Raw genomic sequence first — 21445 nt, 5'->3', positions numbered from 1 at the left:
ATAGTTTGTGGTTGATGACGAGAACATGCGCAAGATTTGTGCATGATTTAAGTCAAAAATGTATTGAATTTCGGTTAAAATCGCTAAAATTGTGGTTTGACCAGCAAGGTCCCTCTTGCAACTTTCAGTAGTTCGAATAAACTACGGAATCATCGCATTAGGCGAAATCTGTAAAGGAAAAGAAAAAATGAGCAACATCGAAGAACGCGTAAAGAAAATCATTGTTGAGCAGCTAGGTGTAGACGAAGCTGAAGTTAAAAACGAAGCTTCATTCGTTGACGATCTAGGTGCTGATTCTCTAGACACTGTTGAACTAGTAATGGCTCTAGAAGAAGAATTCGACACTGAGATTCCAGACGAAGAAGCTGAGAAAATCACTACTGTTCAAGCTGCAATCGACTACGTAAACAGCGCTCAGTAATATCTCTCCCAGGCGGCCTTCTGGCCGCCTGTGTTCTTTTTAACACTTCTATCCTTCCATAGAATCATTTCAATTCCGGAGAATAAAATCGTGTCCAAGCGTCGTGTTGTTGTCACTGGCATGGGTATGTTGTCACCGGTAGGCAACACCGTAGAATCATCTTGGAAAGCCTTGCTAGCTGGTCAAAGTGGTATTGTAAATATTGAACACTTTGATACCGAAAATTTCTCAACTCGCTTTGCGGGCCTAGTGAAAGACTTTGACTGTACTGAATACATGTCTAAGAAAGATGCGCGTAAAATGGATTTATTCATCCAGTACGGCATTGCAGCTGGTATCCAAGCTTTAGATGACTCTGGTTTACAAATCAACGAAGAAAATGCACCTCGTGTAGGCGTAGCGATTGGTTCAGGCATCGGTGGTCTAGATCTCATCGAAGCAGGCCATACTGCTCTTGTTGAAAAAGGCCCACGTAAAGTTAGCCCATTCTTCGTTCCATCAACCATCGTTAACATGGTTGCAGGTAACTTATCTATTATGCGTGGTCTTCGCGGTCCTAACATCGCGATCTCGACGGCGTGTACTACTGGCCTTCACAACATTGGTCATGCAGCTCGTATGATTGCATACGGTGATGCTGATGCAATGGTTGCTGGCGGTGCTGAAAAGGCGTCTACGCCACTCGGCATGGCAGGCTTTGGTGCAGCGAAAGCACTGTCAACTCGTAACGATGAGCCACAAAAAGCTTCTCGTCCTTGGGATAAAGACCGTGATGGTTTCGTTCTCGGTGACGGTGCAGGCATGATGGTGCTTGAAGAGTACGAACACGCCAAAGCGCGTGGTGCGAAGATTTATGCTGAGCTTGTTGGCTTTGGTATGTCTGGTGACGCTTACCACATGACTTCACCTAGTGAAGACGGTTCAGGTGGTGCGCTAGCAATGGAAGCCGCGATGCGTGATGCTGGTATTACTGGTGTTCAGGTAGGCTACGTTAACGCTCACGGTACATCAACTCCAGCAGGTGATGTGGCAGAAATCAAAGGCGTTAAGCGCGCTCTAGGTGAAGAGGGTGCTAAACAAGTTAAGGTGTCTTCAACGAAATCGATGACTGGTCACCTACTTGGTGCTGCGGGTTCGGTTGAAGCTATCATTACTGTAATGTCGCTTGTTGACCAGATTGTTCCACCAACAATCAACCTAGACAATCCAGAGGAAGGCCTAGATATCGATCTTGTTCCTCATACAGCTAAAGAAGTATCGATGGAGTATGCAATTTGTAACTCGTTCGGCTTTGGCGGTACTAACGGTTCGTTAGTCTTTAAGAAGATCTAATTAGACTTTTTCTGGTTTAAAACGGCTTAATGCTTTGGCATTAAGCCGTTTTGTTATTTAATAAGCCAAGATTTTCACGCGCTTCGATGCCAGACAAATATAAGGAAGTGACATGTTCTTGGTTAACGGCAGTCCCTCTGATTTTATCTCTTTAACCGATCGATCATTCCAATACGGCGATGGCTGTTTTACCACTATGCTGACAAGACATGGCACCATTCAATACTGGTCATATCATAGAGATCGCATGAACGCTTGCTTGGACTTGTTACAAATCCCTCATCCTGATTGGCAGCAGGTAGAGCAGTGGTTGGACAGAGTGGTGAGATCAGATCATAGGGCTGGTATCAAACTCCATATTAGTCGTGGCGAAGGGGGCAGGGGATATAGCCCTACTCAAGTGGACTCACCAAATGTTACTATTAGCGACTTTATTTATCCGCCTCATTATGAACAATGGCTAGAGCAAGGATTGTCGCTCGGTATATGCACTACGCGGCTTGGACACAACCCACTATTGGCTGGGCATAAGCACAACAATCGTCTTGAACAGGTGCTACTGAAAGCCGAAATGGATGGCGCTCATTTACCTGATGGTATTGCACTCAATATCGATGATCATGTCATAGAAACTACCATGGCAAACGTGTTTTGGCTTCGCGGTAACCAGTTATGTACTCCTGATCTCTCTAAGTCGGGGGTTTCGGGTGTGATGAGACGGGTCATCTTGGAGTGGGCCAAGGCGAATGGCATCGCAATCGAAGTCGGCAACTTCGCTTTGACAGATCTGCTAGACGCCGACGAAGTATTTATCACCAACTCAATTCTTGGTGTTGCACCGGTAAACCAGATAGGTGAAAAGACGTTTGCAATAGGAACAATAACTAAACGAATTCAGGAGATGGTTAACTCGTGATTAAAAAAATCACTCTTTTTCTGCTATTGGTAGTCGCACTCGCTGCGGCTGGCTACTTCTATGTTGCCAAGCAGGTTCAACACTATGTGGATCAACCTATAAAGATCGAACAAGCCGAAATTTTCACGATTGAATCAGGAACGAGTTTTAATCGTGTTTTGGCTAATCTAACCAAAGCTGATTTGATAGAAACGAGCGATATGGTTCAGTTCGTACGCCGTTTTCATCCCGAACTCACCCAGCTTAGGGCAGGAACCTACCTTCTTGAGCCTGGCCTTGATCTTAAGCAAGCCTTGATGCAATTTAAACAAGGTAAAGAGCATCAGTTTGCGATCACTTTTGTCGAAGGTTCTACATTCAAAGAGTGGCGAGAAATTTTAGAAGTATCGCCATACTTAGAACACGAGTTAATGGGACTCAGTGAGGCCGAAATCGCCGAGTTAGTGGGTTTACCACATCAAAAGCTTGAGGGTTTGCTACTCGCAGAAACATACCACTACACATTTGGTGCGTCCGATCTTGATATTATAAAGCGAGCTGCGGCTAAGCTTCAGGCAGTGCTTGATGAGCACTGGGAAAAACGTCAGGCGAATTTACCCCTTAAATCATCGTACGAGGCTCTAATTCTTGCCTCTATTATAGAGAAAGAGACGGCTGTTGAATCGGAGCGTGAACGTGTTGCCGCAGTGTTTATAAATCGCCTCAATAAACGTATGCGACTACAAACGGATCCTACGGTTATCTATGGCATGGGAGACAAGTACGACGGCAATATTCGCAAAAAAGATCTGCGTACTCCGACACCTTATAACACCTATACCATTTTTGGATTGCCGCCAACACCGATCGCTATGCCTGGTGAGGCCTCCATCGCCGCAGCGTTGAATCCTGAAGATAGCAACTATCTTTATTTTGTCGCAAGCGGTAAGGGTGGTCACGTTTTCTCTAAAACATTGGCTGAACATAACCGCGCTGTTCAAGCGTATCTAAAACAATTAAGAAGTAACAAATGAAAAACGCAAAATTCATCGTTATCGAAGGCCTAGAAGGGGCTGGTAAAAGCACGGCGATTCAAGCTGTTCTAGAAACTCTCAAACAGGCGGGGATTGAGCGTATTCAGCAGACACGTGAGCCTGGTGGTACCGCATTGGCGGAAAAACTTCGTACCCTTGTGAAACAAGAGCACCAAGGTGAAGAGTTGCAGGACATGACGGAACTGCTATTGATGTATGCTGCCAGAGTTCAATTGGTTGAGAATGTGATAAAGCCAGCCCTTGCTGATGGTGTCTGGGTGGTTGGTGACCGTCATGATATGTCTTCTCAAGCTTATCAAGGTGGTGGCCGTCAGATTCCTCATGAAACCATGCAGGCCCTCAAAAAAACTACCTTGGGAGATTTCAAACCCGACTTAACGCTTTATCTTGACCTCGATCCTCGTGTCGGCTTAGAGCGTGCTCGAGGGCGTGGTGAGCTTGACCGCATTGAAAAAATGGACATGAGCTTTTTTGACAGAACACGCGCACGCTATTTGGAAATTGCTGATCAAGATGATTCTGTTGTGATTATCAATGCAGAGCAAGCTATTGCAAAGGTTGCTGCGGATATCTCTGCCGTGTTAAGTGATTGGGTGAACGCGTAGCCTATGAACCAACTTTATCCTTGGCTGGCTGACTTATGGCAGGAGTGGCAGGCAAATCTACAAACTGACCGTTTTTCTAACGCGTCTCTTGTCGTCGCGCAACAAGGGATGGGTATCGAGCAACTAATCGAGCAGTTCAGTCGGGCTGTGATGTGTCAAAACTATCCCGCTGAGGCTTGTGGGTTTTGCCACTCATGTCAGTTGATGGAGTCTAAAAGCCACCCTGACTATCACATCATCCAGCCTGAAAAAGAGGGCAAGACGATCACTGTCGAGCAGATTCGCCAATGTAATCGACTCGCGCAGGAATCGTCACAGCTATCTGGGGCAAGGTTGTTTGTTATTTATCCTGTCGAAGCGATGAATGAGTCGGCGGCGAATGCCCTGCTTAAAACGTTAGAAGAGCCTTCTTCGAGCTGTATGTTCTTACTGGTAACACATCGTTCACATTCACTATTACCAACAATTACTAGCCGTTGTCAGCAGTGGCACTTGGCCGCTCCTGAATCTCAATCGGTTGCCAAATGGTTAAGCGAACAGTCGATTGGTGAAGTGCCTGCTTACGCTGCCCATATTAATGGTAATGCGCCTCTCGCGACATTGACGTTTGTTCAACGGGGTAAAGTGAGTCACTATCTTGAGCTCGAATCGCAGTTTCTTGCCCTATGCCGACAGCAAGGGGATGTTGTCAAATTGGCTAAAGATCTTGCTCAAGAGCCTAGCGAATCACTGAATTGGGTATGGTATCTGCTTGCAGATGCACAAAAGGTTCACTACGGTTTGCATACCTCGTCTTTTACACCTGGGGCTGCTCAAGTAGCACAGCTAGTGGACTATCAGAAGTTGTATATACAGACTGAGGAATTAATCAAACTCATAGAGCAGCTTAGACTACACTCTGGGTTAAATGCTGAGTTGCTTATTCTTGATTGGCTGTTCAAATTTAATGGGGACATATGTTCGTAGATTCTCACTGTCACTTAGACAAATTAGATTATCAAGAGCTACACAATGGCATAGAGGATGTGGTTGCTAAGGCGAAAGCGGCCAATGTGACTGATCTACTGTCTGTTGGTGTTACGCTTGACTCTTTTCCTAATATGATTGAGTTGATTGAACCATACGATAATGTCTATGCATCTTGTGGTGTTCATCCTCTCGATGTTGAAAGCGATTTCGCACTCGATCAACTTCATGAATATGCCTCTCACCCCAAAGTTGTGGCTATTGGTGAAACGGGTCTTGATTACCACTACCAGCCTGAGACCGCAGAACTTCAAAAGCTGCGCTTTGAGCAGCAAGTTGAGTTGGCGGTAAAGCTGAACAAGCCGCTCATTATCCACACTCGCAATGCACGTCAGGATACATTGAATATTTTGGCGAATGGCCATGCGGAAAAATGTGGTGGGGTTATTCATTGTTTCACTGAGGATCTTCCTTTCGCTCAAGCCGCAATGGAAATGGGTTTTTATATATCAATTTCTGGGATCGTGACCTTTCGCCAAGCCACCGAGCTGAAAGAAGTTGTGAAAGCTTTACCACTTGAAAGGCTGCTTATTGAGACCGACTCACCTTATTTAGCTCCCGTTCCTCATCGAGGTAAACAGAACCAACCAGCGTATGTAGTGGAGGTGGCTTCCTACATTGCACAGCTTAAAGGGTGTTCACTCGGTGAGGTTGGGCAAAAAACCAGCGAAAACTTCAGGAATCTTTTTTTGAGATAGAAAATGAGATTTGTACGAAAAAGGAGCGCAAGCTCCTTTTTTTTGTGTCCAAGATCACGTGCTACCGTTTTTTTAGCCTTGTTTACTAAATATGTTGAAGATGAGAACTAAAAATGTACGGGTTGTAATTTTGTTACATGAAATAACAACCGTGTCTATTTTATTTACCCATCGAAATTAATAAGTGGTATTAATTTTATCAATAAAAACAAGGTGTTATTAAGATGAAATCCATTTCAAATCAGCTTTTGGATTGTGATCTATATATTAGTTTGAAACTAAATTTCGTAACTCGCTAGAAAGTTTGATTACCAACAATATATATTTAGAGGCAGAAAATATACTGTCATATGTGGTTACATTTTCTTTGGGTGCTAACATTTAAGGCTACGGGGGTGTGCCGTTAGAGCCCAATAATTCTTATAATTTTTCAGGAGCATAAACATGTTTAAGAACCTTTTTGCTAACCTGCAAAAAGTTGGTAAAGCTCTGATGCTACCAGTATCGGTGTTACCAGTTGCAGGTATTTTATTAGGTGTAGGCGCTGCCGACCTAGGCTTTATTCCAGATATCGTATCGAATTTGATGGAACAAGCGGGCGGTTCAGTATTTGGTCAAATGGCACTACTGTTTGCAGTAGGTGTGGCACTTGGCTTTACTAACAACGACGGTGTTGCAGGTCTTGCTGCAATCGTTGGTTACGGCATCATGACTGCAACACTAGGCGTAATGGCTGGTGTTATGGGTGTTGAGAAAATCGATACTGGTGTTCTTGGTGGTATCCTAGTAGGTGGTGTTGCTGCATGGGCATTCAACCGCTTCTTCAAGATCCAACTTCCAGAATACTTGGGTTTCTTCGCTGGTAAACGTGCTGTGCCAATCATCACTGGTTTTACTGCGATCGGTCTTGGTATCGTTCTTTCAGTTGTTTGGCCTCCAATCGGTGGTGCTATCGCATCATTCTCTGACTGGGCTGCTCACCAAAACCCACAAGTTGCATTCGGTATCTACGGTATCGTTGAGCGTTCACTAATCCCATTCGGTCTTCACCACGTATGGAACGTACCATTCTTCTTCGAAGCAGGTACTTGTGTTAACGCTGCTGGCGAAACTCAAAACGGCGTACTTACTTGTTACCTAGTGGCTGATGAGGCTTCTCGTGCTGCGGGCAATGGCTTCGGTCAGCTAGCGGGTGGTTACATGTTCAAGATGTTCGGTCTACCAGCTGCTGCTATCGCTATCGCTCACTCTGCTAAACCAGAGAACCGTGCGAAAGTAATGGGTATCATGGCTTCTGCTGCACTGACTTCATTCCTAACAGGTATCACTGAGCCAATCGAGTTCTCATTCCTATTCGTTGCTCCTGTGCTTTACGGAATTCACGCTCTACTAGCTGGTTCTGCGTACGTTGTTGCTAACACTCTAGGTTTTGTACACGGTACTTCATTCTCACACGGTCTAATCGACTTCCTAGTTCTTTCTGGTAACTCTCAGAAGATGGGTCTGATGGTTGCTGTAGGTCTAGTTTACGCTGCAATCTACTACGTGGTATTCCGCGCAGTTATCAAAGCGATGGATCTTAAGACTCCTGGTCGTGAAGATGAAACAGAAGAGACTTCAGTTGCTACTGGTTCTGACCTAGCTGGTGAACTTGTTGCTGCATTCGGCGGTAAAGCTAACATCACTGGTCTTGACGCATGTATCACTCGCCTACGTGTTGCCGTTGCAGACACAGCAGCTGTTGACCAAGACAAACTAAAACAGCTAGGCGCTGCAGGTGTTGTCGTTGTAGCAGGTGGTGTTCAGGCTATCTTCGGTACTAAGTCTGACAACCTGAAAACAGAAATGGATGAGTGGATTCGTAACCACGGTTAATCCATCCCCATACTGATTAAAAGGAGGCATTAGCCTCCTTTCTTATTTTCATGCTCTGAAGATGTATCGGTGTACGACTAAAAGCGCCAGCTAATCCCAAGATTTGCGGAGAATTGGTTCATCCAATCTGTTTGGAATTTAATCACGCAGGAGTCATTGCTACTGTTGTTGAATTGGCATATTCCAGTGGTTTCGTTATCCACGACCGTTCCTAGCCAACGAATATGAGTGTTAAGCGCAAGTGAGTCTGACACTCGGTATTCAATTCCCGTAAAGATACTCGCTGAAAACCCTACTTCGTCTTTAACCCAATCTGCATTGATATACGATGCTCCAAGCCCGATACCCAAGTAAGCTGAGATTTTGTCCTCGACCGGATAGTAGATGCTGCTTTGCAGATGCAAGTAGTGGATGGATGAGTTGAGGTTGATGTTTTCCACTTCACTATTTTGCTGGCTGTAAAATAGCCCAATGCGACCGTTGTCAATATCACTTTCAATGGACAGGGCAAAGCTTGGTGAGCTGGTTAAGTCGAGCTTGTTCTGAGCTTGGTCTTCAACACTCCCTCCCGCGGTGTAGCCAATCCAAGGTGAAATGTGTATCTCAGCAAAGGCCACCGGACTGGTCACAAGTAACAGTATTGGCATGGTATGTTTGAGTTTCATTTATAGCCTCTTTCCTGATCAGTAATGCGTTAATTGTGACGCTAACATCATAATGCCACACAAAAAATACGTATTAATTGAAGATGGCTCACATAGATGTTATTACTTTGTTACACAATAAAGGAGGTGTCTATGCAACACGATCTGAAGTTTGCCCTAATCATTACAGTGACAGTATTTGCTGTTCTTCTCGGATTTGCTGTTACTGCTGTTATGACGGCGTAGCCATTCGATGAAAAACTGCGGTGTTATCACCAACGCTGCTGTACAACTCGATACTGAAAGGCTCAAAAAGTACACTGGCGGTAACAATGCCTTGGTTGCTCAGGGAGGCGGCCAAAGGGGGATTTTTACCTCTGGTGTTCTTGATGCATTTCTCCTTTCCAATTTTGATCCCTTCCACTCCTTTTATGGCACATCGGCTGGTGCATTAAACTTGTGCGCTTTCCTATGCCGCCAAAGAGGTATTGGCCGCTCGTTTATTCTCGACCTGACGACTGACTCTGAGTTTTTTCACCTGTTTCGTTATATTCGTCGTAAGCAGTATCTTGGTTTAGATTGGGCTTTGGATAAGATTAGCGACTATCCATACCGGCTAGATATAGATTTAGGCCGAAGGGTACTCGCAAATCGGCATGCCTACGCCGCTGTAACCGATACTGAGCGTTTGTTTGACCACTACCTACCAATGTTGCAAGAAGATTGGAAAAAGGTGCTCATAGCCACGTGTGCGATTCCTCGCTTGTATCATCAACCAGTACAGTTTCCTCACGGCGAGTATGTCGATGGGGGTGTTTCTGCTTCGATACCCGTCCAGGAGGCGTGGCGCAGAGAGGCGCGTTGCATCGTTGTCATTCGGACTGAAGGTGATGATCTATTAGATAAGCCTCCTGTTGAGACTCAGCAATTGGAAAATATGTGGTTACGTGATTCGTTTAATCTCATTCATGGTCATTTTCAGGAAAGGCTTGGACGCTGGAAACACGATTGGCACCTGTTTTTCGCCGCGCAGGTTGAGCGTGCTAAGCGGGAAAAAATAGAGCATAAACATCTTGAATCACTAAATGGTGGACGTTGGCTATTTGGGGCGGATGATGTTTATCGACTGAGCCATTTGTTAGGGGACAAGTTTGATTCAGGCTTAGCGGATATGCTGATGGTACACTATCAAACCTATTCGTTGACCCAAGAGTTTTTGCATTCGCCACCTGATGACTGTTTTGTTATCCAAATTAGGCCCGAACAAGCGCTGAAATCGAGTTCACTAATGAGTGAGAGAGAAGATCTGCTGCATGACTACCAGACGGGTTTAGACGCTGGATTTCGTTTTGTAGAAGCGTTTTCTCAGTGTACTGACAAACTTGCCGTCGTATGTAAATAAGGGAGCTGATACGCTCCCTTAACGGTTGCAGAGTGCTGACTTGTTATGCAGCTAAGATACGCATACAGTTGGTTGAACCAACTACGTCCATCACATCCCCCTGAGTAATAATCACTAGGTCACCATCGTCTAATAATCCACGTTGCTTCAAGGTGGCGACAGCGGCTTCGGCCGTGGCGAGCCCCGTCGCTGACTTATCATCAAAGAAGACAGGGAATACGCCGCGATAAAGCGCCGATAAATTAAGCGTACTTTCATTGCGTGAGAGAGCGAAGATTGGTAGCCCCGAGCTCAAGCGAGACATCATAAGCGCGGTACGACCGGATTCAGTCAGTGTCACAATGCCTTTGATTCCACGCATGTGGTTTGCTGCAAACATTGTTGACATTGCAATCGTCTCTTCACCTGTCTCAAATACGGACTCCATTCGGTAGCTAGAACGGTTTACAGCGGACATTTTCTCTGCCCCTAAACAGACTTCTGCCATCGAGCGAACGGTTTCTAGTGGGTATTTGCCCGCAGCGGTTTCACCTGACAACATGACGGCATCGGTGCCGTCTAAGACCGCATTGGCTACGTCCATTACTTCGGCACGAGTCGGCATTGGGTTTTCCATCATCGACTCCATCATCTGCGTCGCCGTGATAACGGTTCGGTTGAGTGCTCGAGCTCTGCGGATAAGTTGTTTTTGAACACCCACAAGCTCTGGGTCACCAATTTCGACCCCTAAATCACCACGCGCAACCATCACCGCATCCGAAGCAATGATGATGTCGTCAATGTTAGCTTCACTCTCTACTGTTTCGGCACGTTCCACTTTGGCGACGAGACGGGTCTGTAGCCCTGCATCGGTCGCGAGTCTGCGGGCATACTTCATATCTTCCCCGTTGCGAGGAAATGAAACCGCAAGGTAGTCAACGTTAATTTCGGCTGCGAGCTTGATATCTTTCTTGTCCTTCTCTGTGAGCGCTTCAGCAGAGAGACCACCGCCTTTTTTGTTTATCCCTTTGTTGTTTGATAGCGGGCCACCAATAATAACTTTGGTACGGACTTCTGTACCGTTAACAGCAATGACCTGTAGCTGAACACGGCCATCGTCAAGCAGCAGAATATCGCCAGTCGAGACATCGTTTGGTAGTTCTTTATAGTCAAGACCGACTGCATCCTTATTGCCTTCACCCGGAGGTAAGGCGCTGTCGAGAGTGAAAATATCGCCGATAGAGAGGGTGATTTTGCCTTCTTTAAATGTGGATACACGAATTTTTGGGCCTTGAAGGTCTCCCAGAATTGCGACATGAGTGCCCAGTTTTGCAGCGATGTTACGAACTCGTGTTGCTCGCTCACGATGATCGTCTGCGGTTCCGTGCGAGAAGTTCATCCGTACTACATTGACCCCAGCTTCGATAATTGCTTCCAGCATGCCGGGTTGATCGGTAGAAGGTCCTAGAGTAGAGACAATTTTTGTTCTTCTTTGGATTGCAGTCATTCGGATCTCCTTGGTTTGACTTTGCCGCGTACTCGTTAACGTGCGGCACCTGTGCTTTTTTCCGTACTTACGTCAGGTTAGCTATAAGTATATACCTGAGTAAAATCTGTGCTAATAAATCACATTACAATTCGATGTCGGTCTGTGAAAAGGTGATTGAAGAGATATTTATTAACGCAAAAAAATGCGAATCGATTTGTGATAAATCCTTCGCTATTTGATTAGGAACACAAAGAATCATGTTTATACGTGACACTTGTCACGGCAATCTATCAAAGCTCTTCACAATTACTTCGCAAAGTAAAAAAATTGTCGAGTTGTTGATATTTGGAGCACTCTATGTACATGGCTCAACCCGGCCATATTGATCATATCAAGCAGGTCAATGCTGGCCGCGTATATAAACTTATTGATCAAAAAGGACCTATTTCGCGGATTGACCTCTCCAAACAGAGTGAGCTGGCGCCAGCTAGCATTACCAAAATCACCCGAGAGCTCATCGAAGCGCATCTTATTCATGAAACCACGGTTCAAGAAGCGACCAGTCGTGGACGTCCTGCTGTTGGTTTGCAAGTCAACAATGAAGGTTGGCAGTTCCTATCTATGCGTCTTGGACGTGGCTACTTAACGATCGCTTTGCATGAGCTGGGTGGGGACGTTCTAATCGACACCAAAATCGATATCCATGAAGTGGACCAAGATGATGTTCTCGCTCGCTTACTTCATGAAATTGATGAGTTTTTTCAAACCTACTCAGAGCAGTTAGATCGCGTAACCAGTATCGCGATTACTTTGCCAGGTCTCGTTAACTCTGAGCAGGGGATAGTGTTGCAGATGCCGCACTACAATGTTGAGAATCTGCCGTTAGGGCCAGAAATATACAAGGCGACGGGGTTGCCAGTATTTATTGCCAACGATACGCGCGCATGGGCTTTAGCTGAAAAGCTGTTCGGTCATTCGCAAGATAATGAGAATTCGGTTCTGATCTCTATTCACCACGGCTTAGGTGCGGGGATTGTGCTGGATGGACGCGTACTGCAAGGGCGTCATGGCAATATTGGTGAACTCGGTCATATCCAAATCGATCCCAATGGCAAGTTATGTCATTGTGGAAACCGTGGGTGTCTAGAAACGGTTGCCAGTTCTCAGGCAATTAGGGGGGAGGTGACCCAGCGTATCGCTCAGGGCGAAGCTTCTTCCCTGTCGGAAATAGAAGAGATCACCGTAGAAGATATCTGTGAAGCGGCTGAAAATGGCGACCCGCTCGCTGTTGATGTGATTGAAAAACTTGGCCGTTACCTTGGCTCTGCGATTGCAATTGTGATTAACCTCTTCAACCCAGAAAAGGTGTTGATTGGTGGGGTGATTAACCAAGCGAAAGAAGTACTTTACCCTGCGATTCAAACTTGTATTGAAGAGCAAAGCTTACCCGTGTATCACCAAGACTTAGAGCTGGTAGAGTCACGTTTCTATAAGCAGGCGACGATGCCTGGAGCGGCATTAATCAAGCAAGCTCTTTATGATGGTCTATTGTTGATGAAGGTTATCGAAGGATAGTAGTTTCTGAGCTGTAGTTCCTTTATCTTTCTAGTAAACCCATATAATCTTGAATGATATATGGGTTTATTTTTATGTTAGTCTTGCTATAGACTACTTTTGTTATATACACATCGGTCGAGAAGTAGTATGTCTGGAGTTTTAAATACCGTTGATCAGCGAACTAATCTAGTGGGTGAAAACCGCCTAGAGCTTCTGTTGTTTAGCTTGAATAGCAGGCAGGTTTTCGCCATCAACGTATTCAAAGTACGTGAAGTGATCAAGGTTCCACCGTTGACCAAAATGCCCGGTTCGCATCATCATATCACCGGCGTTGCTTCTCTTCGTGGTGTATCCGTTCCTGTTATTGATTTGCGTGCCGCAATTGGTTTTCCTCCATCTCGTCTAGAGAATCAAGAAGAGAATCTGATCATCACGGAATATAACCGAACCATACAAGGGTTTCTGGTTGGTCAGGTGCGCAATATCGTTAATACCGCATGGACGGAAATTCAGCCTCCGCCAAAAACCGCAGGACGAGCAAACTACTTAACGGCGATCACGCATGTTAAAGGTGGTGACAATCTAGATATCGTTGAAATCATCGATGTCGAGAAGGTGCTGGCTGAGATTATTGACTATGACATTTCTATCTCGGAAGGGGTTCTTGATCACGATTTGGTGACTGAGATGGTTGGTCGTAACGTTCTGATTGTTGATGATTCTTCGACAGCACGTACTCAAGTGCGTGGTACTTTGTCACAGCTTGGCCTGAATATTATTGAATGTCGCGATGGCTTAGAAGCGCTCAATTTACTTAAGTCGTGGTGCGACGAAGGTAAGAACGTCGTTGAAGACCTGTTGTTGATGATCACAGATGCCGAAATGCCAGAAATGGATGGCTACAAACTGACTCATGAAGTTCGTAGTGATCCCCGAATGAAAGATCTTTTTGTCACACTCAATACTTCTCTCAGTGGCAGTTTTAATGATGCCATGGTGAAAAAGGTAGGCTGTGACCGTTTTATTTCTAAGTTCCAGCCAGACTTATTGGTTCAAGTGGCGCAAGATCGTCTGCGCGATGTATTGAATAAATAGAGATTATCGATATCTGTATTGATTAAAGGGAGCATTGCTCCCTTTTTGCTTAATTTATAATGGGCTTACATCGTTGAATTTAGTGAAAGTCCCGCGATTTACTGCGTAAATCTTGCAGCTTATCGGTCATATCGATCAAACGGCCGGCAATAACATGATGAACATCCCCTTCTTTCTCTAGAATCCCTTTCACCTGCAAGATCTTTGCGGTCAAATAGGCGGCTTTTTGGGCCCGTGAGGTTGCTTTCCAAACCACGACATTGATGTTGCCTGTATCATCTTCGAGCGTGAAAAACGTCACTCCTGCGGCGGTGCCAGGTGACTGTTTCCCCGTTACGACACCTGTCACCGTGACTAAAGACTGATGCGCTTTCTGTGCCAAATCACGCATACGAGTAAAGCGACCGAGAACACCGCTTTCATCCAATAGAGTGATAGGATGCTTGGCAAGAGATAGCCCAGTCGCGGCATAATCTTCAAGGATAGTTTGACTTTCGGAAGGTACATTCACAGTGGGGAGTTCAGCTTCTTGCATATGCTGAAATAGAGGGAGATCAGAGAGAGTGTCCATCATTGCCCAGCGGGTCTGATAGCGATTATTACTTAGACTATGCATGGCGTTGGCGGATGCTAGCAGCTCAAGATCACGTTGGTTGAGACCAATATGTTTAAGTTGATTGATATGAGTAAATCTCGTTTCGGCTCTGGCATGGAGCAATTGTTTAGCACTCTGAGTGCTGAAGCCTTTGATTTGTCTGAGTCCAAGCCGAATCGCCCACTTCCCCTGTTCACAAACGACGTGGTGATCGTATTGTGAGGCATTCACACAGACTGGCAAAATATGAACACCATGGCGACGAGCGTCTTGTACGAGTTGTGAGGCACTATAAAAACCCATCGGCAGGCTATTGAGAAGCGATGTATAAAAAGCCTCAGGGTAGTAATGCTTGAGCCATGCCGAGCAATAAGCAAGTACTGCAAAAGAGGCTGAGTGACTTTCTGGAAAGCCGTATTCACCAAATCCAAGTATCTGGGCGAAGATGCGTTCAGCAAACTCAATCTCATAGCCTCTGGCGAGCATGCCTTCTATCAGCTTGGTTTTGAATTTGACTAAGTCACCACTCTTTTTCCACGCGGCCATAGCACGGCGAAGTTGATCCGCTTCACCCCCACTGAAGCCCGCAGCCACCATGGCAATTTTAATCACTTGTTCCTGAAAAATAGGCACACCGAGAGTCCTCTCGAGTACGCTGCGCACCTCTTGTGATGGGTACTCGACACTTTCTTCGCCATTTCTGCGTTTTAGGTAGGGATGAACCATGTCACCTTGAATCGGGCCAGGACGAACAATGGCAATTTGGATGACGAGATCGTAATAGCAGGTGGGTTTTAAGCGTGGTAGCATGCTCATTTGTGCCCGAGATTCGATTTGAAACACACCGACAGTATCGGCTTTCTGAATCATGCGGTAGACCTGGCTATCATCCTGACGCCGGGTGATTTCCGCGATGGTGAGTGTACGGTGGTGGAGACGTTCAATGAGGTCAAAGCATTTACGAATCGCAGTCAGCATTCCTAGGGCTAATACGTCTACTTTCAACAGTTTCAGTGACTCTAGATCATCCTTATCCCATTGAATAACGGTTCTGTCTACCATCGATGCGTTTTCTACTGGGACGAGCTCATATAGCGGCCCTGCGGCAATAATAAAACCGCCCACATGTTGCGAGAGATGACGTGGAAAACCAAGAATATCATTCACCAACGAGATGAACTGTTCCCCCTTTAGCGAGTCTGGTTGAAGACCAAGCTCCACTATCTGAGCTTGCCATCCCTGAGCTCGGTCGCGGCGATTGATATTTTTGATAAAGTAATCCAACTGACTCTCTTCGATTCCCAACGCTTTACCTACATCACGCACGGCGCTTTTGAAACGGTACGAAATGACCGTGGCGGCGAGTGCGGCACGTTCGCGACCATATTTTTGATAAATATACTGGATGACTTCTTCGCGTCGTTCATGCTCAAAATCGACATCAATATCCGGCGGCTCATCGCGTTCACGGCTGATGAACCGTTCGAACAGGACGGAGATTTTTCTGGGATCCACAGAGGTAATCTCTAAGCAGTAACAGACGACTGAGTTGGCGGCTGAACCCCGACCCTGATAGAGGATATGGTTGTTTTTGGCGAACATGACGATGTCATGAATGGTCAAAAAATAGAATGGATAATTAAGCTCGTCGATCAGTGCGAGCTCTTTATTAATCGTCGTTTCGATATCACTTGGAACGCCATCTGGAAAGCGCAGCTTTTTACCATGTTCAACTAACTTGGTTAGGTAACTCATCGGCGTGTGTCCATCGGGGACCAGCTCGCTTGGATATTCGTATTGAAGTTCTCCTAAACTGAAGGTACAGCGGTTGGCAACCGCTATACTTTCTTGCAACCATTCAGCTTTAAACAACTTAGTGAGCTTTTCCTGACTGCGTAGTGTTCGTTCGGTGTTTGTTAATCGCTGCTCACCTAATTCACTCACGCTACAACCGTGCTTTATTGCAGTCAGAGTGTGTTGCAGTGGTAAACGAGTCGCGGTATGCATTAATACGCCACCACAAGCGGTAATGGGTAATTGATGGTGAGTGGCGAGTTGCTGACAGTGTTCTAGGTATTGTTTGTCATCGGATTTAAGATGACGCTGTACGCCAACCCAAAGTCGATGTCGGTGATGCTGAGTGAGCCAATGTCCCCACTTATTGTCAGTGGTTCTATGACAAGGAAGCCAGATGAGCAAGCAACGCTTAGCCGACATCAAATCCCATTCTGACAGCTGATAGCTGCCTTTTTCAGAACGTCTCCTAGCATTGGTGATAATTCGACAAAGCTCTGCATAGGCCTCTCTGTTGGGGCATAACAGAACGACCTGACAGTCGTCATTGAGCCAGAACATGCTGCCTATAATCAGCTTAATATTAAGATTATGCTGTTGGCTGGCGCTATAAGCTCGGACGACTCCCGCAACAGAGCACTCGTCAGTGATAGCCAGCGAGTGGTAGCGAAGAAAGTCCGCTTGTAAGATCAACTCTTCAGCATGCGAAGCGCCGCTAAGAAAAGAGAAGTTACTTTGACAAAACAGTTCAGCGTAAGCCATATCAACACTCGTCAGCTAAACATCCCGTGGACGAACCACTGGTGATCCTGATTACGAAATACCCATAGCCAACGTCCTGCGTGACTGCGAGCAACGAAGTAATCACGGGTCATATCATCGCCATCCCACCAGCCAGTAACGAGACGTTCAGGACCTTGAATAATGGCAATCTTTTCCATTAACGGCTCGGGTTTATATAACAATAAACTCGGACGTAAGCGATAACTGATATGACGTATAGGGATTGGTAGAGTTGGGTCACAGAGAAAGGTCGACTTTTCAGGACGAGGATCATGGCTGTGAGCGACTTTACGCACGTGTTCATTACCTAGCTTCGCTTGCAGAAGACCAATCAGTTCCAGTTCGGTCTGTTCGCCTTGCATGCCGTTAAAGAGATCGGTGCTGGTGGATTCAAGCTCTCCGGCGCGAATGAGACGCAAGGTTAATCCTTGAACCGGAGCCTCCAGTTTGATTGACTCCATTGTTAGGCGACAAAGAGTCAGCCATCGTGTGGTGAGATAATCCCCACTAGCGGAATAAAAGCTGACTGTGCACTCTTCTTTATCGCGTTGATGTAACCGCAGTGCCAGCTCGTAGCCCACTTGATTGCGTAGCGTCAGGAAGCATTCGAGTTTATCGAGTAGTTTGGTTAAAGGTTTTTCTAGCCATTGGACATTTTCGATGTCGAACAGAAGTTCTTGATAGCATTCAAAATGTTCAGGGGGGTGATAAAACGTGACAGGATGTTTGAATTGCCCCATCAGACGTCCTACGTAGTTGACGAGATCAATATCAAAACGACGAGCGACCTCTTGCATCGGTAAGGCGAGAAGCTGCTCAAGGGTCGTCACTCCAACTCGTTGCAGTTTTTCAACTTGCTTGTGCTCTAATTCAGTAGCGAAGAGCGGAAAAGGGGCCATCGCCGAGATAATTTTCTCTTTATCGAGCGTCAGTAGTGCGACACCTGATTTGGCTAACAGCATGGCCGAGAATGGCGAGAATCCGATCGAGTACAGATAGTTAAGCTGTAACTTTTCAAGATGGTGAGAGACCCGTTGCCAATAGGCGTTCAACCCTCCGTAGAGTGACAGCATATCCGTAACTTTCAATAACACGCCTTGCGGAGGAAATAAGCAAATATCAGATGTGACCATATAAAGCCATTGGGCAATATTGAGCAACGTTTGCTGTTCGATTTTCGGATCGTAAGGGTGAACTTGTAGCTTCTGGCACAAAGCACTGGCACTGCCCAACCCCATACCTAGCTGAATACCTTCGTCGAGAGCCGCTTGGTTACATTGCACCACTTTAAAATGGCTTGATTCAACAATCGCCAGTGGTGATGCGCTGTTTTCTGCAAATAATGCATCCAGCTGCAAGGTTGGGAAATGAAGGTAGATCCAACTTTGCATAGTTAGCCTTGTTGACGGATCGGGAATGGGATAACGACGGGTGCTTTAGGTTGCAGGGTTAAACTTGGCCAACTTGCACTCATATCGATGACGAAACTGCCCTGTGGCCAGCCTCCTTTGCGTTTAGTGATGGTCACTTCAATACCAAGCGGGTGGGGCAGCAATGTCATACTTAAGCTGACAGGTAGAGAAAAGAGGCTTTTTGCTACGCTTTTAAAGACGAAGTGCAGGCAGTTGCCACGTTCACTTGCGACTTGCAGTCGTCTGGCTTGGTGAACTTCAAGCTCAGGATGCCAAAGCAACACATTGCTACACGCGCCACTGCGCAGGCACTGTTCAGCCGCCCACAATGCTTGGTGCGGGTTGCGAGGGGAGATCATCAGGACTTTATTCGTGTCTAAGCCCAAATGATGAAGCTGCTCAGCACATAAGTAACCCGGTGCTTGAATGAAGACAGATAATCGATCTTGGCTGGTGTTTTTCAGGTGTGGCAGCACTAGGCGTAATTCACCAATGCTGGTCTCACTTTGTAACTCGACGACGCCATATTTTGGAAAGCCACCTTCGAGCTTTTGATCCAAGAGTTCATAGCCTGTTGAGTAGTAATCGTGGTGTTCAGGTGTTTGGATTCCTGACCAAAGCCACTGTTTTTTCTTCAGATGCTCGATTAATTCATACATAATAATTTACCTGTATATATGTACAGTATAATTTATTGGATATGAACGGCAAGAGGAGAGAGAGTTAAATGGATAAAAAAACGCCTTGTGCGATTAGAAACAGACCACAAGGCGTTGATTGCAATGTAAAATAGTTTTTTACGTTTATCGTTTTGGTTGTGCGTCGATACACTCACCGTTTACGGACTTGCTCTCTGCTGACATCAGGTACAGATAGAGCGGCATAATATCGAGAGGTGTTTTTAGCAAATCTGCATCTTCAGCAGGATAAGCTTTAGCACGCATGCCTGTTCGAGTCGCACCTGGATTGATGGCGTTGACACGAATGTTGCTTTCGCTCAATTCGTCAGCAAGGATCTGCATCATCCCCTCAGTCGCAAACTTGGACATCGCATAAGTTCCCCAGAATGCACGGCCACTATGACCAACCGTTGATGAGGTAAAAATGATGCGAGCATCTGGCGATTTATGCAGTAGAGGCAACACAGCTTGAGTCATCAGAAATTGCGCTTTAACGTTAACCTGCATGATATCGTCGTAAGTGTCTTCACCGATCTGATCAAATGGGCTAATGACACCGAGTAAGCTGGCATTGTGCAAAACACCGTCTAAACGACCAAACTGACCCTCAATGGTATCAACCATATCGAGGTAGTTTTGTTTAGTCGCGCCTTTCATATCAAGCGGGATAATCGCTGGTTGAGGATAACCAGCCGCTTCGATTTCGTCGTAAGTCTGCTCCAGCTTTTTCACTGTACGACCAAGTAAAATCACGGTAGCGCCGTGCTCTGCATAAGAGAGCGCCGCTTGCTTACCGATGCCGGCACCTGCGCCAGTCACCAGAATGACTTTACCTTTCAGGGCATCTGAAGAAACAGCATATTCCACGATGTGTATCCTTTTGTAATGTTCTGCTTTATGAATCCATAACTTGGTGGTTACAATACACTAATTCGCACATTTGGGGATCTCACATTGGAATTTTTGTTGGACTATGGCCTGTTTTTGGCCAAGATTGTGACTGTTGTAGTCGCGGTGATTGCGATATTGGTTATTGCTAAAGCAGTGAGCGGAAAAAGTGGTGCTGCCAAGGGTGAACTCGAAATCACCAACTTAACAGAGCAGCATAAAAATACCGTTGAACAGCTAGAACATTACTTACATGACGACGCTTTCATCAAGGCTCGCGATAAGGCTGAGAAGAAGCAAGAGAAAGAACAGAATAAAGCACGCGAAAAAGAGATTAAGAAGGCATCAAAAGAGGGTGAACTGGATAGCAAACGTGAACCTCATCTGTTTGTCCTTGATTTTAAAGGTAGTATTGATGCTAAAGAAGTGGCTTCGCTGCGTGAGGAAGTGACGGCGATTTTAGCTGTAGCCCGTGAAGGGGATGAAGTGTTACTACGATTAGAGTCTGGTGGTGGCATGGTACATGGCTACGGCCTTGCTTCGTCTCAACTGGATCGTATCAAGGCAGCAAAACTTCCTTTGACGATTGCTGTTGATAAAGTCGCGGCAAGCGGGGGCTATATGATGGCCTGCATCGCCGATAAGATTGTTTCAGCACCATTTGCCATCGTCGGTTCTATTGGCGTGATTGCCCAGTTACCAAACTTCAATAAAGTGCTGAAAAAGTACGATATTGAATATGAGCAACTGACGGCCGGCGAATACAAGCGCACGCTGACTATGTTTGGAGAAAACACAGATAAAGCACGCGAGAAATTCAAGCAAGAGCTAGAAGAGACGCATGATCTTTTTAAAGATTTTATCCGTGAACGTCGTCCTGCATTAGAGTTAGATAAAGTCGCGACGGGCGAGCATTGGTTTGGTACCCAAGCCTATAAACTTGGTTTGGTTGATGAGATTAAAACGTCAGATGACATTGTTGTTGAAGCGTGCAAGGACAAAACCGTACTAGCCATTCATTATGTAGAGAAGAAGAAGCTGACCTCAAAGCTTGCAGGTCTTGCCGGAGAGGCGGCTGACAACGTTCTGATGAAGTTGATTGACCGTGGCCAGCGCCCCATCATCTAAATGACTAATCATGCAGAATCAAAGCGCCTATCTCAAATGGCGCTTTTTTATTTGTATTATATGAGGTGTTATAAGCGGCAAGAAAGGCGAAG

The 21445-nt window shown here is 45.8% G+C and carries 19 protein-coding genes; 13 read left to right on the top strand and 6 right to left on the bottom strand.

Annotated features, from left to right (window positions below; genetic code table 11):
* The first annotated feature begins 187 nt into the window (after positions 1-187).
* The 8 genes from acpP to ptsG all read left to right on the top strand — a co-directional run bounded on the left by acpP (position 188) and on the right by ptsG (position 7907).
* Positions 188-421, top strand: a complete 234-nt coding sequence (gene acpP / locus ACQEXT_RS02250) for an acyl carrier protein (protein ID WP_004406112.1) — start codon at positions 188-190, stop codon at positions 419-421.
* A 90-nt stretch (positions 422-511) separates the two neighbouring features.
* A complete protein-coding gene (fabF, locus tag ACQEXT_RS02245) occupies positions 512-1753 on the top strand; it encodes a beta-ketoacyl-ACP synthase II (RefSeq protein ID WP_138970795.1) in 1242 nt (413 codons plus the stop codon).
* A gap of 112 nt (positions 1754-1865) precedes the next feature.
* Positions 1866-2669 carry an aminodeoxychorismate lyase gene (gene pabC / locus ACQEXT_RS02240; RefSeq protein ID WP_426950448.1) on the top strand — a complete coding sequence of 268 codons (804 nt, stop codon included), beginning with the start codon at positions 1866-1868 and terminating at the stop codon, positions 2667-2669.
* Positions 2666-3682 (top strand): endolytic transglycosylase MltG, encoded by a 1017-nt coding sequence (mltG, locus tag ACQEXT_RS02235; RefSeq protein ID WP_426950447.1) that lies wholly within the window; start codon positions 2666-2668, stop codon positions 3680-3682. Before pabC ends, mltG begins: the two co-directional genes overlap by 4 nt.
* Positions 3679-4308, top strand: a complete 630-nt coding sequence (tmk, locus tag ACQEXT_RS02230) for a dTMP kinase (protein WP_426950445.1) — start codon at positions 3679-3681, stop codon at positions 4306-4308. The genes mltG and tmk overlap by 4 nt, the downstream gene beginning before the upstream one ends.
* Before the next feature lie 3 nt (positions 4309-4311).
* The gene (gene holB, locus ACQEXT_RS02225) at positions 4312-5274 is read left to right on the top strand and encodes a DNA polymerase III subunit delta' (protein WP_426950444.1); all 963 of its coding nucleotides are present in this window, start codon (positions 4312-4314) and stop codon (positions 5272-5274) included.
* The gene (locus ACQEXT_RS02220; protein ID WP_138970800.1) at positions 5265-6032 is read left to right on the top strand and encodes a TatD family hydrolase; all 768 of its coding nucleotides are present in this window, start codon (positions 5265-5267) and stop codon (positions 6030-6032) included. The genes holB and ACQEXT_RS02220 overlap by 10 nt, the downstream gene beginning before the upstream one ends.
* 444 nt (positions 6033-6476) lie before the next feature.
* Positions 6477-7907, top strand: a complete 1431-nt coding sequence (gene ptsG, locus ACQEXT_RS02215; protein ID WP_269376026.1) for a PTS glucose transporter subunit IIBC — start codon at positions 6477-6479, stop codon at positions 7905-7907.
* A 77-nt stretch (positions 7908-7984) separates the two neighbouring features.
* Here ptsG and ACQEXT_RS02210 read toward each other — a convergent pair whose 3' ends face one another.
* The gene (locus ACQEXT_RS02210) at positions 7985-8572 is read right to left on the bottom strand and encodes an outer membrane protein (protein WP_138970802.1); all 588 of its coding nucleotides are present in this window, start codon (positions 8570-8572) and stop codon (positions 7985-7987) included.
* A gap of 132 nt (positions 8573-8704) precedes the next feature.
* On the opposite strand from ACQEXT_RS02210, the gene ACQEXT_RS02205 reads away from it, so the two are divergent.
* A complete protein-coding gene (locus ACQEXT_RS02205) occupies positions 8705-8797 on the top strand; it encodes a YnhF family membrane protein (protein WP_138970803.1) in 93 nt (30 codons plus the stop codon).
* Positions 8798-8804: 7 nt separating this feature from the next.
* On the top strand, positions 8805-9953 hold the full coding sequence (locus tag ACQEXT_RS02200) for a patatin-like phospholipase family protein (protein WP_426950441.1): 1149 nt from the start codon (positions 8805-8807) through the stop codon (positions 9951-9953).
* Between the two features lie 43 nt (positions 9954-9996).
* Here ACQEXT_RS02200 and pyk read toward each other — a convergent pair whose 3' ends face one another.
* A complete protein-coding gene (gene pyk, locus ACQEXT_RS02195) occupies positions 9997-11439 on the bottom strand; it encodes a pyruvate kinase (protein WP_138970805.1) in 1443 nt (480 codons plus the stop codon).
* Between the two features lie 339 nt (positions 11440-11778).
* Between pyk and mlc the strand changes: the two genes are divergently transcribed.
* Both mlc and ACQEXT_RS02185 read left to right on the top strand, forming a co-directional pair.
* Positions 11779-12996, top strand: coding sequence for a sugar metabolism global transcriptional regulator Mlc (mlc, locus tag ACQEXT_RS02190; RefSeq protein ID WP_269376020.1), 1218 nt, complete (start codon positions 11779-11781; stop codon positions 12994-12996).
* A gap of 129 nt (positions 12997-13125) precedes the next feature.
* Positions 13126-14073 (top strand): chemotaxis protein CheV, encoded by a 948-nt coding sequence (locus ACQEXT_RS02185; protein ID WP_138970807.1) that lies wholly within the window; start codon positions 13126-13128, stop codon positions 14071-14073.
* Positions 14074-14152: 79 nt separating this feature from the next.
* Here the strand turns inward: ACQEXT_RS02185 and ACQEXT_RS02180 are convergent, their stop codons facing one another.
* The 4 genes from ACQEXT_RS02180 to ACQEXT_RS02165 all read right to left on the bottom strand — a co-directional run bounded on the left by ACQEXT_RS02180 (position 14153) and on the right by ACQEXT_RS02165 (position 20204).
* Entirely contained in the window at positions 14153-17224 is a 3072-nt protein-coding gene (locus ACQEXT_RS02180; protein WP_426950439.1) for an error-prone DNA polymerase, read from the bottom strand.
* Between the two features lie 11 nt (positions 17225-17235).
* Positions 17236-18636 (bottom strand): Y-family DNA polymerase, encoded by a 1401-nt coding sequence (locus tag ACQEXT_RS02175; protein ID WP_426950437.1) that lies wholly within the window; start codon positions 18634-18636, stop codon positions 17236-17238.
* Positions 18637-18638: 2 nt separating this feature from the next.
* Complete coding sequence (gene imuA, locus ACQEXT_RS02170; protein ID WP_331417258.1) at positions 18639-19316, bottom strand: translesion DNA synthesis-associated protein ImuA; 678 nt, start codon at positions 19314-19316, stop codon at positions 18639-18641.
* Between the two features lie 144 nt (positions 19317-19460).
* Positions 19461-20204 carry a YciK family oxidoreductase gene (locus ACQEXT_RS02165; RefSeq protein ID WP_269376015.1) on the bottom strand — a complete coding sequence of 248 codons (744 nt, stop codon included), beginning with the start codon at positions 20202-20204 and terminating at the stop codon, positions 19461-19463.
* A gap of 87 nt (positions 20205-20291) precedes the next feature.
* Here ACQEXT_RS02165 and sohB point away from each other — a divergent pair, with 87 nt between their 5' ends.
* On the top strand, positions 20292-21353 hold the full coding sequence (gene sohB / locus ACQEXT_RS02160) for a protease SohB (protein WP_138970812.1): 1062 nt from the start codon (positions 20292-20294) through the stop codon (positions 21351-21353).
* Positions 21354-21445 lie beyond the last annotated feature (92 nt).

It is taken from the genome of Vibrio sp. TRT 29B02 (assembly GCF_050113655.1).
In the GTDB taxonomy this organism is placed as follows: domain Bacteria; phylum Pseudomonadota; class Gammaproteobacteria; order Enterobacterales; family Vibrionaceae; genus Vibrio.
The sequence above is the reverse complement of the archived record's forward strand: the minus strand, read 5'-3'. Positions and strand labels throughout refer to the sequence as shown.